The organism is Chromobacterium sphagni (genome assembly GCF_001855575.1).
In the GTDB taxonomy this organism is placed as follows: domain Bacteria; phylum Pseudomonadota; class Gammaproteobacteria; order Burkholderiales; family Chromobacteriaceae; genus Chromobacterium; species Chromobacterium sphagni.
In genome coordinates, this window is sequence record NZ_MKCS01000001.1 from 1,557,221 (window position 1) to 1,573,605 (window position 16,385).

Sequence of the window (16,385 nt, forward strand, 5' to 3'; positions counted from 1 at the left end):
GGAGGCCTATGTGGCGAGGCTGCCTTGCTGTTGATCATGTTTTTTTCACGATTTAGCTAAACTTTTTCTGAAATCCCGGGATAAGACTCCGCAGATGAACGGATTCTTGGTGAGGGATAGCATGGTTGCAATAGTAGCAGGCGCGGGCTTGGGGCTTCGGAACGGTTCGCTGGCGGCATTGGGCGAACAGGGGCAGCTGGGAGGCGCGCAGTTGGGCCGCGGCGGTGAACGGGTGTTCGTCAACGCCGGCAACGGCAACCTGGTGCTGCAGCACCGCGACGAATTCCTGGCCGCTAACGGCCTGCCGCTCAACCTGCTGCGCACCTACAACAGCCAAGGCCAGAGCGGCGACAGCGGCAACTGGCGCCTGGGCTACAGCCGCCAGATCCGCGGCCTCTCGGGCGCCGCCAACGCCGCCGGCAGCACGGTGCACCGCATCGCCGAAGACGGCAGCGACACCCTGTACGCGTTCGACGCCGGCAGCGGCCGCTACCTGTCGCAACACAGCGCCGGCGTCGACGACAGCCTGGCCTTCGACGGCCAGCGCTGGACCTGGACCGCCGGCGACAGCGGCCAGCAAGAAAGCTACGACGCCAACGGCCGCCTGCTGCAAGCGCGCGACCGCGACGGCCTGGCCATCGACCTCGGCTACAACGGCGCCGGCCAACTGGTCAGCCTCAACAGCGCCAGCGGCGAGACGCTGTTCATCGACTACGACGCCGCCGGCAACCTCAGCCAGTTGCGCACCGTGTACCAGGACGGCCCGAACCGCCGCACCCTGACCCGCACCCGCTACGGCTACGACAGCGCCAATCGTCTGATCAGCGTCAGCACCGACCTCACGCCCACTGACAACAGCATCGCCGACGGCCAGGCCTACACCACCCGCTATCGCTACGACGGCGCCAGCCAGCGCCTCGCCAGCATCCAGCAGGACGACGGCAGCCGGCTCGATTTCGGCTACGTGCTGGTCGGCAGCGATTACCGCATCCAGACTGTCAGCGACGTGCGCGCCGATGGCGCGACGCTGACTACCCGCTTCGACTACGATGCGGTCAACCATCTCACCACGATCACCGACGCCGCCCGGCAAACCACCCTGCTGAGCTACGACGCGGCTGGCCAATTGCTGAGCCTGAACGCCGGCGGCCTGACACAAAGCTTCAGCTACGATGGCCATGGCCGCGTCAGCGACGTCAGCGATGCGCGCGGCCAGACCACCCATTACGAATACGACGCCAACGGCAACCGCGTCTTGCAGCGCGACGCGCTGGGCCACAGCGTCAGCCGCCGCTACAACGTGCAGAACCAGCTGCTGAGCGAAACGGTCGACAGCGGCCATGGCATGGAAACCAGCCGCTACGTCTACGACGCCGGCGGCCGCCATCTGCGCTTCAGCCTCAGCGCCGAGGGCCGGGTGGTGGAACACCGCTACGACGCCCAGGGCCGCGAAACCAGCCGTCTGGCCTACCAGGGCGGCGTATACGCCAATGCGGCCGACGCCACCGGCGAAGCCGAGCTGCAAGCGTGGGCGGCGCAGCAGGATCCGGCGCGGATCGAACGCCTCGACACCGCTTACGACCTGCGCGGCCTGGTGGCCAGCACCACCCGCTACGCCACGCTGGACGCGCAGGGCAACGGCGTGGCCGACGGCAAGCAAACCGTGGCGCGCTACGTCTACGACCAGGCGGGCAATCTGCTGCAGAAGCTGGACGGCGTCAGCGGCGCGGTGCTTTCCTCCTATCTGTACGATGGCCTCAACCGCGTAGTCAGCACCCGGGACGCGCGCGGCGCGGTCACCACCACCGTCTACGGCGACGCGCAGCGGCAGACCGCGGTCACCCTGGCCAACGGCCTGACCACCATCACCCGCTACGACGCCGCCGGCCTGGCGCTCAGCGTCAGCCAGCAAGACGCCGGCGGCCCGCTGGGCGCCGCCACCACCCAGTACAACGCCGACGGCCAGCCGGTGAAGCTGACCGACGCCAACGGCGCCGTCCGCTACCTGCTGTACGACGGGCTGGGCCGCAAGGTCGGCCAGATCGACGCCGAACTCGGCCTCACTGAATGGCTGTACAACGGCAACGGCCAAATGGTCCGCAGCCAGCGCTACGCCAACCGCGTCGACGCCGCCAAGCTGCAGGGCGACCCGGCCGGCTGGCAAGTGGCCAGCCTGCGGCCGGCGCCGGACGACGGCAACGACCGCTTCGAGTACCAGCTGTACGACAGCCTGGGGCGGCTGGCGCAGACCATCGACGCCGAAGGCGGGGTCGTGCGCAACCAGTACGACGCCGCCGGCCGGCTGACGCGCAGCGTGCGCTACGCCACCCGGCTGAGCGCCGAACGGCTGGCGCGGCTGCCGGCGCTGAGCAGCCAGGGTGAACTCGACCCCAACGACGCCGCCAACCAGCCGGCGGCCGACGCCGCCAACGACCGCGTCAGCCGCCAGCTGTACGACTGCGACGGCCTGCTGGTCGGCAGCGTCGACGGCGAAGGCTACCTGACCGAAATGCGCTACGACGGCGCGGGCCACGCGGTAGACACCATCCGCTACGCCACGCGCGCCGCCGCGGGCGACACGCTGGACGCCATTCGCCCGCAGGCGGACGCCCAAGACCAGCGCGTGCGCCGCCTGTACGACGGCGAAGGCCGCCTGGTCGGCCAGATCGACGCCGAAGGCTACCTGGACGAAACCGTCTACGACGCGGGCGGGCGGGTGGCGCAGACGATACGCTACGCCAACCGCGCGAATGCCGCCGGCGCCACGCTGGCGCAACTGCGGCCGGCCGCCAGCGGCCAGGACCGCGGCCTGCTGTACCAATACGATGACGCCGACCAACTGATCCGCCAGCAAAGCCAGCCCGACGGCCTGGTCACCCTCAATTTCTACGACGAGCAAGGCCATCTGGTCCGCAGCGTGCGCGATGCCGGCAATGGCGACGTGCGCAGCCAGCTCAAGCGCTACGACAGCCAGGGCCGGCTGAGCGGCGAACTGGGCGGCGAAGGCGCGCAAGCGCTGGCGGCGCTGGGCGCCACCCCCAGCCAGGCGCAAGCCGACGCCATCTGGCGCCGCTACGGCACCACTTACCAATACAACGCCGGCGGCCAGCGCATCGCCGCGTTCAGCCCCAACGGCGAAGGCGGCAGCGGCGGCCGAACCCTGTACTACTACGACGGCGAAGGCCGGCTCAGCCACACCCTCAACAGCCTGGGCGAAATCCGCGAAATCCGCTACAACGCCTTCGGCGAAGCGGTGGAAACCCGCAGCTACGCCACCCGGCTGAACCCCGAACAACTGGCGCAACTGAACGGCGGGCCGCGCGGCAGCCTGGGCACCCTGGCCAGCGCGCTGCAACGGGCCGGCTTCGACAGCCTGAGCCAAATCGGCTACAACCGGCTCGGCCAGCGCGTCAGCCAAAGCGACGCCGTCAACGCCAATCGCGACAACTGGGACTACAACGCCTTCGGCGAAGCCATCGGCCAGCGCCAGCGCCTCGACGCCGGCCATCGCGCGCTGCAGCAGAGCCGCTACGACCGGCGCGGCCAGCGAGTCGGCCAGACGGCCGACGCCGAAGGACTGGCGCTGCAGAGCAGCGCCCGCTACGACGCCTTCGGCCGTCTGACCGACAGCGTCGACGCCAACGGCAACGCCAGCCACCGCGACTACGACAAGCTGGGGCGGCAGATCGCCACCCAGGACGCGCGACATGGCGGCCAAAGCGCCGTCTACGACGCCTTCGGCCGCGAACTGAGCCACACCGACGCGCTGGGCCACACCACCACCACCGTCTACGACGACGCTAGCGGCACCGTCACCGTCACCCAGCCGGGCAACCTCCAGACCGTCAGCCAGAAGAATGCCTACGGCGAAACGGTGAAACTGATCGACGCGCTCGGCCACGCCACCACCTACCAATACAACCGCGACGGCCAACTGCAGTCCACCACCACCGCGGCCGGGACGAGCAGCAGCGCTTACGACAGCGCCGGCCAGCTCATCACCGCCACCGACGCGCGCGGCGTCAAGACCCGCTACAGCTACGACGCCGCCGGCCGGGTGCTCAGCCGCACGGTGGATCCGGACGGCCTGAAACTGACGACACAAACGTGCTATGACGCCCAAGGCCGCATCCTGCGGCAAACCGACCCCAGCGGCCGGGTGACCGAAACCCGCTACGACGCCGCCGGCCAAGTCAAGCAAGTGGTGGTGGACCCGGACGGGCTGAAGCTGACCACCGCCTACGACTACGACAGCCAGGGGCAACAGCTCCGGGTGACCGAAGCGGCGGGCACCGCGCAAGCCAAGGTCACCGCGTACGAATACGATGGCGCCGGTCGGCGGATCCGCGAAACGGTGGACCCGGACGGGCTGAAGCTGGCGACGCAGTACCAGTACAACGGCAACGGCAACGTGGTGGCCAAGACCGACGCCGCCGGCAACATGACCCGTTATGTGTACGACGGGGGCGACCGGCTGCGCTACACCATCGACCCGCTGGGCCAGGTGACGCGCAACGACTACAACGCCGCCGGCCAGCTGACTGCGAGCACCCGTTACGCGACGGCGGTGCAACTGGCCAATCTGGGCGACAAGCGGCAGTTGAGCGAAGCGGACCTTGCCGGGCGGCTGCAGGCCAGCGCGGCGGACCAGAGCAGCCGCACGGTGTACGACGCCGCCGGCCGTCCGGCCTTCAGCATCGACGCGCTGGGCTACGTCACCGAACGGAAATACGATGCCGCCGGCAACGTCACGGCCACAATGCGCTACGCCAAGGCGCAGTCGGGCGCGGCGGGGCTGGACGACGCCGGCCTGCGCAAGATCTTGCAGACCGACGCCGCCGATCAGACCACGCGCACCGTTTACGACGCCGCCGGCCGTCCGGCCTTCAGCGTCGACGCCGCCAGCTACGTTACCGAGCGCCAATACGATGCGGCCGGCAACGTTACCGCGACCATCCGCTACGCCAAGGCGCAACCGGGCGCGGCGGGGCTGGACGACGCCGGCCTGCGCAAGATCTTGCAGACCGACGCCACCGACCAGGCCACGCGCAGCATTTACGACGCGGCGGGCCGGGCGACCTTCAGCGTCGACGCCGCCGGCTACGTCACCGAGCGCCGATACGACGCCGCCGGCAATGTCACCGACAGCATCCGCTATGCCAAATCGCTGGCCAGCAACCTGGTGAGCGGCGCCAACGCCATCGACCAAAGCTGGCGCACCGACGGCCGCACGGTCAATGCGGCCGATGCCGGGTTCGCCAGCGGCGGCAGCGCCATCTTGCTGGTCAATCGCGACAGCTTGGCCAGCAACGGTTTCGCGGTAAAAGAAAACGAAGAATACACGTTCGCGCTGGATACCATTCGGGGCGGCACCGCCGATGGCCGCACGCCGGCGCCGGTCGGAATCGGCTTCACTTATTCGACGGACGGCGTCAACTGGACGCAATGGAGCCGGGCGGCAGCCAGCGATCCGGCCCAGGCCGGGCTGCAGCACCTGAGCGGCATATTGAAAATCCCGGCCGGGGTGAAGTATGCCCGGGTGTGGCTGCAGATCGACGCGCCGCGCGACCAGACCAATAGCTGGGCGGTGCGCAATATCGAAGCGCGCCGGGTGGGCGACGGCGGCAACGCGCTCAACATGCTGACCGCGTTCAATCCGCTGGACCAGGGGCTGAGCGAGGCGGAACTGCGCGCGCGATTGGTGAGCGGCAGCGCCGATCAGACCACCCACACCGCCTATGACGCCGCCGGCCGGCCGACTTTCAGCGTCGATGCCGCCGGCTACGTCACCGAGCAGCGTTACGATGTGCTCGGCCACGTCACCGACAGCGTGCGCTACGCCAATGCGGTGGGCAGCGCGCTGGGTCTGGGAGAGGCGGAACTGCGAGCCAAGCTAAGGCCGAGCGACAAGGATCAGGCGACGCATGCCGCTTATGATGCCGCCGGCAGGCTGACTTTCAGCGTGGACGCTGTTGGCGCCGTCACCGAACAGCGTTACGACGCGGCGGGCAATGTCACCGACACCCTCCGCTATGCTCGGCCGCTGCAGGCCAACCTGGTGGCCAGTCCCAACGCGCTGGACGCCAGCTGGCAGGCCGAAGGCCGCACCGTCAACGCCAGCGACGCCGGCTTCGGCGTGGCCGGCAACGCCATCCGTCTGACCAACCGCGACAGCAATGCCAGCGCCGCCTTCGCGGTGAAGGCGGGCGAACAGTACCACTTCGCCGTCGACGCCATCCGCGACGAAGGCTCGGAACGGGGGCCGGTGGCGCTGCGCATTGGTCTGTCCTACTCGGCGGACGGCGTCAACTGGACGCAATGGGTGGCGGCGGCCAGCGCCGACCCGGGCAAGGCCGGCTTGCAGGCGTTGGCCGGCGACCTGACCATTCCGGCGGGCATCGGCTACGCCCGGGTCTGGCTGCAGATCGACGCGCCGTACAACCAGACCAACCGCTGGTACGTGCATAACGTGCAGGCAGCTCGAGTAGGCGATGGCTTGAGTCAAGCGGGTCTGGATGACGCCGGCCTGCGTGCGCGATTGCTCACCGCGACCACCGACCAGGTAACCCACAACGACTACGACGCCGCCGGTCGCCTGTTGGCGGTCAGCCACGGCGACGGCGTCAAGACGGCCACCACCGCCCGCTACCAGCTGGACGCCTTCGGCCACCTGGTCAAGGAATGGGACGGCAACAACCATCTCACCACCCGCGCGTTCGACGCGCTGGGCCGCGTCCACAGCGAAACCCACGGCGAGGGCGACGCCACCGTCACCGACTACGACGCCTTCGGCAACGCCGTCAAGATCACCGACCCGCGCGGCAACGCCGGCTATTTCTATTTCGACGCGCTGGGTCGCCGCACCCTGCAACTGGACCCGGAAGGCGACGCCACCGGCACCGACTACGACGCCTTCGGCAACGCCAGCCGCATCACCCGCTACGCCACCCGCGTCGATCCGGCAACCTTGCAGACCGGTACCCCGCCAGCCATCGCCGCCGACGCCAAGCGCGACGCGGTGACGCGGATCGAGCACGACGCGCTGGGCCGGCAGACCCAGATCACCGACGCCGAAGGCGGCGTCGAAACCATGGCCTACGACGCCTTCGGCAACAAGGTGCAGTACACCAACCAGCTGGGCGGCGGCTACGACTACAGCTACGACGCCGCCGGCCATGTGCTGACGGAAACCGCGCCGCCGGACAACGCCGGCCTGCGCAGCGTCAAGCGCTTCGAATATGACGCCTACGGCAACCGCACGCTGCAAGTGGAAGCGGCGGGCCTGCCGGAACAGCGCACGACGCGCTATGGCTACGACGCCAACAACCGGCTGGTGAAGCAGAGCGGCGACGCGGTGAAGATCTTCACGCTGGCCGGCGGCGAAGCCACTGTCAGTCCGACCGAAACCCGGCGTTATGACGCGGCGGGCAACTTGGTGGAGTTCGTCGACGCCAACGGCAACGTCACCCGCAGCGCCTACGACAGCCAGAACCGCAAGGTGAGGGAGAGAAACGGCGACGGCGTGTTGACGCAGTGGGCTTACGACGGCGCCGGCAATGTCGTCGAACAACGCGTGTACGCCACCTCGGTGGGCCTGCCTGCCGACGGCAGCGCGCCGCAACCGGCCGACGGCGATTGCCGGGTCACCCAGTACCAGTACGACCAGAACAACCGGCTGACGCAGACCCTCATCCCGCAGCAGACCATAGGCCTGCGCAATGCCGACACCGGCAACTACGATATCCGCTTGCAGGACCTGATCACCCGCCGCTCCTACGACGCCAACGGCAATGTGGCGAAGGAAACTGACGCGCGCGGCAACAGCGTGCATCGCTACTACGACAAGGCCGGGCGCAAGCTGCTGGAAGTGGACGGGGCCGGCTACGCGGTGGCGTGGGACTACGACGGCAACGGCAAGCCGCTGCGCGAAACCCGCTACGCCAACGCGGTCGGCGTGCCGAGCGACGCCGCCACGCTGGAGCAGGTGCGGGCGCAACTGAAGCCCAGTGCCGGCGACGACCGCATCAGCGAGTTCGACTACGACCGGCTGGGCCGGGTGGCGGAAGAGCGCAGGCTGAATGTGCAAGTGTCCGGCGACGACGGCGTCAGCGACAGCCGCGGCACGGTGCGCACCCAGTACCGTTACAACGGCCTGGGGCAGGTGACGCAAAAGATCGACGCCAAGGGCGGCGCCACCGACATCCAGTACGACCGGATCGGGCATGAAACCCATCGCGATGAAGCCCAGTTCGTCGACAGCCAGGGCAAAACCGTCCGGCCGAGCACCGACACCTTCTACACCGGCTTGGGCCAGGCGGCGCGCACGGTCAAGGCCGGGGTGGCCGGCGACTTCAGCCGGATCGACTACGGCGCGGGCGGGCGGGTGCTCAGCCAGGTGGACGCCGAAGGCAACGCCACCTGGTACGACTACGACGCGGCGGGCAACATCACCCGCACCCGGCGCGACCGCAAGGAAGCGGCTGGCGGCCAGGACCTGACGCTATACGCCTACAACGCGGCCAAGCAGCAGATCGCCCGGCAGGACGTCGGCAGCGGCATGTGGTTTGAAACCCGCTACAACGCCTACGGCCAGGTGACGGCGAAGCGCACCAGCGCCAACCGCGACGGCGTGTGGCAGGAGTTCAGCGAGTATGACGGCGCAGGGCGGCTGGTGAAGGGCAACGCCGGCGGCGTGACCAAGCTGTACGGCTACGATGCCAACGGCAATGCAACGCTGACGATCGAATCCGGAGGCGAAAGCGGCGACGAGCTGCGCGGCATGAGCCTGGATCAGGCGATGGCACTGGTGGCCAAGCGGACCGACTCGAAAGCGCCGATGGACAATCTGCGTTTGACGGTGAGCGACTACGATGCGCGCAACCAGCATATCGCCACTTACCAACCGACAATGGTGAACGCACGGCAGACGTCCCAGGTGCAGGTGGAACCGTGGATCAGCACTAAGCCGCAAACCGGGATGGGTGATGTGGTGACGGTGGGGCCGATTGCGCAGAAAGGCGGAGTCGAGACCAATCCATTGCAAGGAGGCAGCGTGGATTGGACCTTGCCATTTAATGGCAGTATTACGTTAACGCCTAATGTTAGTGTGTATTGGCTGGATTATTCGAGTGTTGGTAATAGGTATAATGCTTTTTTTAATGGGGTTACGGTTAATTTAAATCTCCCGTATATGAGAGGGTATGATGCGGGAGAATATGAGGTTGAGGTGTCGGTCAGCAATGGGAATGTTGTACGTAGTAATAGTGTAAGATACCCATATGATAGTGGCGGGGGGGTGAAAGTTGTAGATGTAGGAACGGGCTCGTTTATGCTGAAGGGGAAGAATCCACCTACTGACATTCAGTCGACTTCATTCTCTGTGAATATCTATAAATATATTGGCACGGGGCAGAGGGTAAAGCTGTTTGGAGGTGGGGGGGTGCTGCCTGCAGGCAGCTTGACCTATTCCACGACGGAAGATGCGAGCGGGCCATCGGCCTCTATTGCGACTTCATTTAATAATAGGCAGATTCACTTCAAGAACCAGCCTCAGCAAAGCACACGTTTGCTGCTGCTGACTCGACCTGCAGGGAGCAATGCCGGCTGGCGTATCCAGAATGTTCCGGCGATGGCGCAAAACTGGTTTGCCCTCGATTGGTCCGGCATGGCGCGCGGCAATTACGAGTTCCGCTATTTCGCCTTGGATGGCAATGGCAAAGTATGGAACGCCCAGCAAGGCAATATGGTACTGAATGATGGAAGCCCATCCATCAGCCAAAGCGGGGCTGCGGTCGATAAGGCATTTATGTACGCCGACAATGGCGGCTGGGGCAATGGCTGGATCAATGTCACAGGTCAAGGCGAGGCTGCTACGCACGCTTCCATCCGTTTCCGCAGCGTGCCGGGAGGCGCTTGGAGCGGACTGTCCAACTTGAATCCTGCTGTATCCAATGGACCGCTCAACGGCTGGTTCCAGTTCGATCCTGCCAATTTTGGCCTGAAGCCGGGCACCACCTACGAATACGACCTGACCAGCTTCGATGCCAACAACCAGCAGGTCAAGAAGGTCATCGGCAGCTTCCGTCCCGGGGAGCCCGGATCGCTGGCCCAGCCGGTTCCCTGGCAGGACCAGCCGCAAGTCGTCCACATCCGCAACCAGAACCTGGCGGCCGTCAGCGGCAAGGTGCGCTATCGGGTGGCCGGCAGCAACGGCGGCTATAGCGAAATGGCGTTGGCGCGCAACCCGGACGGCGCCTTCGACTGGCATTGCGAAGATCTGGCCAACAGCCTGACGAGTCCTGCTGCGTATGAGTTCGAATATCAGGTTTTCGACAACAACGGCCTGATGCTCAACCACGCCGCCGGCAAGATCACGCTGGGCGGCGGTGGGGCCACCTTGAATCCGGGCGACTTGCAGGGCCTGGCGCTGCCACTGTCAGTGACATTCACGCCGCCGCAGGCCAATGCCGCCACCATGAGCTTGTCCTACCGGGTCAAGGGCAGCAATGGCGATTGGCAGACCGCGATGCTGAGCAATAATCGGCAAGGTGGTTTCCAATTCAACGCCGAAAGCTTGCCGGTGGGGGACTACGAATACCATTACCAGTTGCGCGACGCCAACGGCGCGCTGCTCAACAACGCCGATGGCAGCGCGATCGACGTGGCCGGCTATCTGCACCGCGGCGGCCCGAACGATCCGACGACCGCCGGTGTTCTTAATTGGGTGGTGTTGGGCGTATCCAATCACGATGCCACCGTGACCCGCGGCCAGCACTACAACGCCTTTGGCGAAGTAGACAGCGAAACCGACGGCATGGGCGATACCACGCTGTATCGCTACAGCGCCGCCGGCAAGCTGCTGGCCAAGCAGGATCCCAAGGTCAATGCCACCGGCGAAGACGGCAAAGTGACGGAAGTCAGTCCGCTCACCCAGTACCGTTACGACGCGATGGGCAACACGGTGGCCACCATAGACGCCAACGGCCATGCCAATCGCCAGCGCTGGCTGGCCGGCAGCCAGGATAGCCAGGGCAAGGTGAGCGATGAATGGCATGCCGACGATGGCCACAAGGGCATGGGCTACGACCAACTGGGCAATCTGCGTCTCAGCAGTGACGAACTCAGCCGCGCCACGGCTTACGACTACGACAAGCTGGGCCGGCTCAAGCGCATCGGCCGCGCCGGCGGCGGCTACGACGAGTACGACTACGACAGCGCCGGCCAGCGTATTGCTCACCGCACTACTGCCGACGGCAAGATCGTGTTCACAGACTCGACTAGCTACGACAGTCTGGGTCGTGTGTTGGCCAGCGTCAGCGCCGCGCAGCGCGCCACGCGCTACAGCTACCAGTGGGATGGCACGTTCAAAGGCGCCGGCGGCACCGTGGTGGGAGGCTGGCGCACTACCGCTACCGACGCCAACGGGCGGGCCACGGTGGACGATAGCAACCTGTTTGGCCTGAAGCTGCGCCATGTGGACTTGGGCAACCACACCTTTAACTATGCCTACAACAATGCCGGCCAGATCAGCAATCAGACGGGTAGCACAGGCCAGAACATCCATTACAGCTACTACGGCAACGGCTACCAAAAGAGTCTGGAAGACAGCGCCACCAACAGCTACACCCTGTACGAGTACGACAAGGACGGCCGCAAGACCTTCGAGGGCTACACCACGCTGAATCAGCAAAGCCAGCAGGTGTACCAGTACGCCGACATCCAATATGACGCGCTGGGCCGCGTCACGCAAATTCACGACCCCAAGTTCCTCACCCGCTACGAGTACGACGCGGTCGGCAACCGCCGCCGCGTCTACGCCGAATATCGCGACGGCGTGGACGGCAGCGCGCAGACGCAGGACAACTGGTACGCCTACGACCAGATGAACCGCTTCACCGTCAGCATGGGCAAGCTGGCCAACGGCCAGATCACGCGCGGCCCAACTGGCGGCGACGGGGTGGAGGTGCTGTACGACCAGGCCGGCCAGCGCCGGCAGGTCACCAATGCCAAAGATGGCACGGTCGAGCAATATGCCTACACCGACGGTGGCTTCCTCACCGACACCACTCTCAACGGCAAGCTGGCGGCGCGACGGATCAATGACCTGCAAGGCCGGGTGACCGACTACATCAGCTACAAATGGAATGGCGACGCCAGCCAGCAAAGCCAAACTCATAACGACTACGACGCCGACAGCAAGCTGAAGCATCAGCTAGCGGATGGCGCCAGCACCGATTACGACCTGATGGCCGACGGCACGCTGAAGGGCACGACACAAAAAAGCGGCGACACCACCACCACGACTTACTACGGCTACGAATGGTGGGACGAGGCTAAGCAGTCCACCATCACCGCGCAGCCGTACAACCCCAATGCTCCCGGCTGGAAACAGGGGTATTCCCATCTCACCTACGACGTTAACGGCCATCTGAAAGAAGCCATAGACGAACAGGGCCAGCGCAGCCTGCGCTACGTCAACAACGCACAGGGCTTGGTTTTGAAGCGGGAGGAGGTGGACCACGGCACCACTTACAAGAAGCAGGACTATTACTACCTGGATGGCAAGCAGGTGGGTGCGGTAGGTAACGACGGCCCCAGTCGGGTGGACTACGCCAGGACGCTGGCACAAAGCCAGTTGGGCAACCGCAAGGATCAATACCGCAACGGCGCGCCGGTGAGCAGCGCCGATTTCGACCAGAACTACGAGCCGATCGGCCCCCATTACCCGGCGCAGACCCCCGGTACGGTGACGGCGCGGGATGGCGACACGCTGCAAGTGATGGCCGCCAACCTGTGGGGCGACAAATCGCTGTGGTATCTGCTGGCCGACGCCAATGGTCTTACCGGCAGCGAAAGGCTGGTGGCGGGCCAGGTGCTGCGGGTGCCGAACAAGGTCACCAACGTCCATAACAATAGCGGCACCTATCGGGTGTACAGCCCGGGCGAAGCGATAGGCGATGTGACGCCGACGCTGCCGGAACCGCCGCCGCCCCCGCCACCGCCGGGAGGCGGTGGTTGCGGCGGGATCGGTGCCTTCCTCGTGGTCATTGTCGCGGTGGTGGCGACGATATTTACCGCCGGGGCCTTGGCACCAGTGTTGGCCCCCGCCTTGGCAAGCAGTGCCGGTATCATGGCATCGGGCATGGCTGTGCTGACGAGCGGGAGTTTGGGTGCGTTGGCTGCTGCGGGTGCGGCCGGAGCGGTCGGCTCTATCGTTAGTCAGGGCGTGGCGATGGCGATGGGCATGCAGGACAAGTTCTCATGGGGGCAGGTGGGCTTGTCAGCGTTCACGACGGTGGCCGCGGCAGGCATAGCGGGCAGCGGCGGCGCGCTGTCCGGCAGCGGCATGACGCAAACGGTGGAGCGCGCCATGGTCGTCAACGCCGCGAAGCAGGGCGTGGCGATGGCGGTGGGTTTGCAGAAGTCCTTCAGTTGGATTTCAGTGGCAGCCTCTGGCGCGGCGGCGTGGGCGGCCAGCAGCGCTGGCTTGCAGGCAGGCAAAGGCGCGGATGTATTTGAGCGGGTAGGCTATGGCACCATGCGTGGCATGCTGAGCGGCACGATTCAATCTGTTATTGGCGAGGATCACCGGCCTGATTGGGGTAATCTGGCGGCCAGCTCATTTGGCAGCGCGCTGGGGGGTGACATCTCCGGTCGCTTGCAAGTAGCAGAGCAGGAAAAACAGAGAGGGTTCCCCTCCTTCATGCCGTCCAACCCCGCCTATGATCTGGGCTCTTGTCCGGGGGCGGATAGCGGCGTGGACATCGCCTCGGCGATAGGCTTCCGCCGCCCTGGCAATGATTGGGCGTGGGAGGGGGATGTTGGTGCGAGCGTGGATACGGAAGGGCCGACAAGCTATCGCATTCAACAGGGCGATACGCTGAGCAAGATTGGCCGCCGGATGGGGCTGACAGCGGCCGAATTGGCATTGGCCAACCCGAATACGAACCAATTCCGCTTGCACCCAGGTCAATCCCTGCGGATTCCGCAGGCGGGAAGTTATAGCGATGACGATGTAGCGAGCGCAGGTCACTTCCTAGACAAACAGAACAGCCAACGGATAGCTATTCAAGAAGCGTCGCGGAAGCAGGCGCTGATGGAAAAGATTCAGTCAGGCGTGCCTTTGCTATCGTTGAAGTCGTCGTTGACGGGCGTTGGCCTCGCAGATGGTTTGCTGATGACATTTGGCGCGGCCGCTCAGATGGTTGGTAGTGGAGAGCCTGCGGGTCAATCCACCCAGAGCATGCTGAATTCATACCGAGATGGTTATGCGGGTCGTGATTTGGGGGTGATGGACGCAAATCCGAACACGGCCGCGGCAGGACAACTCACGGCGAGAGCCGGGCAAGCCTTCCAAAACTATGCCTTGGACGCGACAGGCTATACGGACATGCAAACGGCGCGTCAACGTTGGTCGGATCGGTCTTATGGCAGCGCGCTCGGATATGGCGTCGCCGCAACCGTGAACGCCGCGTTGACAGTTGGAACGGTTGTCTCCTTCGGCTTAGACGCCCCCGTTACAGAATCGGCGCGGGCAGGATTTACCTGGCTGCGTACGGAGGGCGGTGCGCTGTTTGCTGGAGGACGGGCAGGTGAAGGGGTTGGTCCAGCAATTGATAGGCTGTATGATAAATATGTTCCATTCGGGCGATCGTATGTCGTGCCGCCTGAGGGGGTTCCAAACACTGCAGGGCTTGCCGGGCGCAATGTATGGGTTGATGCTAGTGAAATTCGGTGGTCGCAGGAAAGCGTCAGCTATGCAAAGTCTGCAAATGCACACCGTATTCAATACAACCTTGATACTGCAGCTGCACAGTTCAAAGCGGACGCTAATGCCATTCCCGCAATTGATGTTGTTCGCATGCCTGACGGTCGATTGACGGCTTTGGATAATTCAAGGCTGACTGTAAGAGCTGACCAAGGAGGGCAGATTCGTACCAATATCTTTGCCCATGATGAAGTCATTGCCGATCCAAAGTTTGCGAGCCGATTTGTGAGTGAAGGCGTCACGCCTGAAACATACGGCCAAGCAGTAATCAACCGGATCGCAGAACAACGAGCGGCTTTTTCAACAGCTTATCCGTATGGAAGTCCGATTGCGCCGAAGATAACTGGTGCGCCTATCGGCTCTTACTGGACCAAATATTCTCAATTTCCATGGTTACGCCAATGATGGGTAATGTAAAAAACTCTGCTCCTATGAGTGCGCGATACTTTCTTCCTGACGGAGAGGTGCCACCGGGCTTTGCCTATCCAAAGGATTACATCGATTTTGTGGAGAGCAATAAGCCATACCCGGTAGCAATGATTGGGATGCCACCATGGATATTCGCGGGCGACTTAGTCTGGGCAAAAAACGAGTCAGTGGCTGAGTTTGGGACTCTGCTTGTTCCATTTGCCCAAGCAGAAAATATGGACATGGTTGCCTACTTCGAGGCTTCTGGGGGCAGGGATGTAAGCATCTTGGTTGCTAATCCCTGGGAGGTTTCGCCGAAGAACAGGGTTTATGAGAGGTTCATAAGTTTTAGTGAGTGGCTCAGCTTTGCAAAGAAAATTTCTAGCGAACTGTTGGAAGAAAAGCCTCAAATGAAACAACGGAAATTCTGGTTTCCTGATATATGAATAAGCCATATCTCGATTATGTCTTCCTGAGCCGGATTGCATCCCACGCCCTTCGCCATGAGCCCTGGCTTTATGAGCTGGAACTCGATGACGAAGGCTGGGTGCCGGTAGAGGAATTACTGTCCGCATTGCGTGCTGAAAAGCCTGAGTGGTCGGCCTTGAAAGAGGCCGACTTGGCGGCAATGATTGCCAACTCGGACAAGAAGCGGCACGAATTGCACGAGGGTAAAATCCGGGCCCTTTATGGCCATTCTGTGCAGGATAAATTGCTTAAGCAGCCTGCGGAGCCACCGGCCGTGCTGTACCACGGCACGTCACCAGAAACGGCAGTGCTGATACGGGCGAGTGGCTTGCAGCCGATGGGCCGGCAATATGTCCACCTGTCGGTGGATACCGCGACGGCGGAGCAGGTCGGTCGCCGCAAGGCCCGAGCCCCAGTGTTGCTGGAAGTGCAGGCAAAGGTCGCAGCTGCAAGCGGTGTGGCCTTCTATCGTGGTAATGATTTGGTCTGGTTGGCAGATCAGGTACCGGCGCAGTTCATCGAATTCCCTGGTCGATTGCCAAGATAGATGTCCAGCCAAGTAGGGCAGGCTGACCGGAGGTCATGTCCGCGTGTTGAACGAGCGGCATCGGCCTGATCGTGGCTAGGTCTCGAAGATCGGCGGATTCCCATCGGGGATGCGCCGATTGTCGTTTCTACTGATGTATAGCAGAACCCTTTTCCTCTTCCGAAACTGGCCAAACTGGCCACACATTACGCACGC

General features: G+C 64.0%; 3 protein-coding genes. All 3 read left to right on the forward strand.

Annotation, left to right across the window (positions count from 1 at the left end; all coding sequences use genetic code 11):
• Positions 1-121 precede the first annotated feature (121 nt).
• From BI347_RS24795 to BI347_RS07510, 3 genes are read left to right on the forward strand one after another with little or no spacing between them, the layout of a single operon-like run.
• Positions 122-15,172, forward strand: coding sequence for a LysM peptidoglycan-binding domain-containing protein (locus tag BI347_RS24795; protein ID WP_139167189.1), 15,051 nt, complete (start codon positions 122-124; stop codon positions 15,170-15,172).
• Positions 15,169-15,621, forward strand: a complete 453-nt coding sequence (locus tag BI347_RS07505; protein ID WP_139167190.1) for a hypothetical protein — start codon at positions 15,169-15,171, stop codon at positions 15,619-15,621. Before BI347_RS24795 ends, BI347_RS07505 begins: the two co-directional genes overlap by 4 nt.
• A complete protein-coding gene (locus BI347_RS07510; RefSeq protein ID WP_071115625.1) occupies positions 15,618-16,190 on the forward strand; it encodes an RNA 2'-phosphotransferase in 573 nt (190 codons plus the stop codon). The genes BI347_RS07505 and BI347_RS07510 overlap by 4 nt, the downstream gene beginning before the upstream one ends.
• Positions 16,191-16,385 lie beyond the last annotated feature (195 nt).